The 2,525-nt window shown below is 44.5% G+C and carries 4 protein-coding genes; all 4 read left to right on the top strand.

What is annotated here, in order from left to right; translation table 11 throughout:
• Positions 1 to 340 (top strand): hypothetical protein (locus tag KGY70_20810; protein ID MBS3777647.1); only part of this gene is annotated, 340 nt, incomplete at its 5' end.
• Between the two features lie 4 nt (positions 341 to 344).
• On the top strand, positions 345 to 1,442 hold the full coding sequence (locus KGY70_20805) for a hypothetical protein (GenBank protein ID MBS3777646.1): 1,098 nt from the start codon (positions 345 to 347) through the stop codon (positions 1,440 to 1,442).
• Positions 1,435 to 1,677, top strand: coding sequence for a hypothetical protein (locus KGY70_20800; GenBank protein MBS3777645.1), 243 nt, complete (start codon positions 1,435 to 1,437; stop codon positions 1,675 to 1,677). The genes KGY70_20805 and KGY70_20800 overlap by 8 nt, the downstream gene beginning before the upstream one ends.
• A gap of 97 nt (positions 1,678 to 1,774) precedes the next feature.
• The gene (locus tag KGY70_20795) at positions 1,775 to 1,942 is read left to right on the top strand and encodes a hypothetical protein (GenBank protein MBS3777644.1); all 168 of its coding nucleotides are present in this window, start codon (positions 1,775 to 1,777) and stop codon (positions 1,940 to 1,942) included.
• Positions 1,943 to 2,525 lie beyond the last annotated feature (583 nt).

Here is a 2,525-nt window from a genome sequence, read left to right as displayed (position 1 = left end):
AAAAGCATTCGAATACAAACTGGCCTGGTATCTGCTCAATAAGAATGTGGAACCTTTGGTGCATCACATCAAAAGGATGGAAAAACTGGGATATGAACGGATCCCCCTTCATGTAGAAGAAGCCGCTCTGGCATACGAAAACAGTGCAGGAGAACTCCCGGATATGGGCGGTCTGTCGATAAGAAGAGAAATCAGGCTGCGCTTTAAGCAATACTTCTCCACTTATAAGCAAATGCAGCAGAATCAGGCACTGGGCCGGCAACAGATGCGCAACCAGTTCAGCAATACATTCTGGTTTTATTTTCATTTTAAAGAAACGGATTCAGGTTCGAACAAATAGACGTATGAAGCATCAGATATTAAAGGAAATTCCAAAAAAAGCATACAGGGAAATACACATTCAGCTTGTACCGGAAAAAAATGATACAGCAAAAACATTTACAGAAAAAATAGCGGAATACCTCCAGGCTTATCAGGCAAATCCCATCAGGGCCACCTTCTTTGGCACCCTTGCGGAAAAGAAAAACACGGTCAGACAACTTGAAACGCTTCTCACAGCCATTGATTTCCCGGTTACCTGGATTGAAGGGGACAACTGCACCGGTGCTTTTATCAACGGGGTTTATATTCTGGCGGTATCGGGGATTGAGGTGCAAAGGCTCTATCACAACAGCCTCCCGGTGGGTTCTGCTTTCCAGACAGAGGATGCAGATTTCTGCTATCTGGGCGGTTTGTATTCCGATCCGGACTTACCCCCTTCCCAACAGGCAGAAAACCTGTTAAACCTTACGGAAAACATCCTGAACCGGTTAAATCTGAGTTTTGAAGATACCATCCGCACCTGGTTTTACCTGGACGACATACTGGACTGGTACGGGGACTTTAACCGGGTGAGAACGGCATTCTTCAACAAGCACGACATTTTCAGCAAAAGGGTTCCGGCCAGCACCGGTATCGAAGGGAGCAATCCTGCCGGATCAAAAGCCTCTATGGAACTTACAGCCATTAAGCCCAAAAACAAGCGGTTTTCCATTGAAAGGCTGCGTTCTCCTTTGCAATGTTCAGCAGAGGACTATGGGAGCTCCTTCAGCCGGGCTATATGGTTTGCCAATGGCGATCATTCCTACATCACCGTATCGGGAACGGCCAGCATTGGTCCCAACGGAAATATCCTTCATACAAACAACCTTGAAAAGCAAATGGAGCTCACCTTTAACGTGGTGAATGAAATATTGAAATCGCGGAATTTCACCTTTGAGGATGTCGTCAGGGCTTATGCCTACTGTAAAGACAAAAATTACAGCAACGCATTTTACGATTACCTGAAAAGGGCCGGGTTGGATGAAAAGATCAGTTTTATCTGCAGCGAAAATAAGGTTTGCTGGGAGGAGTTGCTGTTCGAGATCGAGGTGGATGTGGCGAAAAAAAATTTGAATGTTTGAGGGTTTGACACAAAATACGTTTGACGAAGAGTCTTGGAAAGCAGTTGGCAGTTGGCAAAAAGCAGTTGGCAAGGGATGTAGCTACAGGGGGCATAAAAATTTATTGGAACTGCAAAAATTCAAAGTAAGAGTTAATATAGAGAAGAAGTTGGTCCCGCATTCTGCGGGAGCAGCTTACTATATTGCAGAAAATCTCAGGCGGCAGGGAAATATACAGATTATTTATGCTCAATAATTTGTCATTTGTTGTCATTAATGGCTATTCAGTTGTATGCAGAGTGTAAGTCGAGTAGCGAGGGTAATTTTTTTGAACCATATAGAACACATTAGCCATGGATCTGAGGAATTATGCTCTTTTGCAATACCCAACCCTGAAAGGGTTAAATATAGTAGCCCCGGGCAGTGCCCGGGGTTGGATGAAATCAGCCAATGAAGCGCTCCAACTGCTATCGTTGAATAAGGTACTATATATGAATGGAGCGCAATGGAGGGACCGATAAATATCACATTATTGATTGATTGAATAGGCATTATCCCCAATATACCCGTCCGACCGGCATACGTGATCACAAAGGGGTGGTGGATCGGCTGGTTTTGTCATTCAATTCTGCCTTCATTTCATGTATCTGATAACCGGTCAGACGGGGTGCATGCGGAGAGGACGGCAGCGACAGACACTTTTGGAAACAATTCACCTAACGAAAGACCTATCGCGCACTCTGACGAGGCGCCCAATAACCCGGGGGTGTTGCATCTCTATCGCTATATGCCCCTTATCGGGGCAAGAGGCAAGGTCATTTAAAAAATATAAGATAAGTACAATAAGTTAAAGTGTAAATGAAACCGAAGATAAAACCAGATCGCCGGCTTTAGCCGTTGCCTAACTTTAATATAGCGCTACATCGTTTACAAGATTTTAATTGTGATTTATAGCAAAACATCGTTTACAAAGTGTGCCCCCATGGAGCAGCGCCGTCTATGGAACCTAACCTATAAAGTCTACCTATGTTCAGCTACCTGGCAACAACCGATTCTTTAATGCTGCCTTCGTAGAAGGCCAATAGCGATAGCAACAATTCGCCA

This window comes from Bacteroidales bacterium, assembly GCA_018334875.1.
Lineage (GTDB): Bacteria > Bacteroidota > Bacteroidia > Bacteroidales > UBA12077 > JAGXLC01.
The sequence above is the reverse complement of the archived record's forward strand: the minus strand, read 5'-3'. Positions and strand labels throughout refer to the sequence as shown.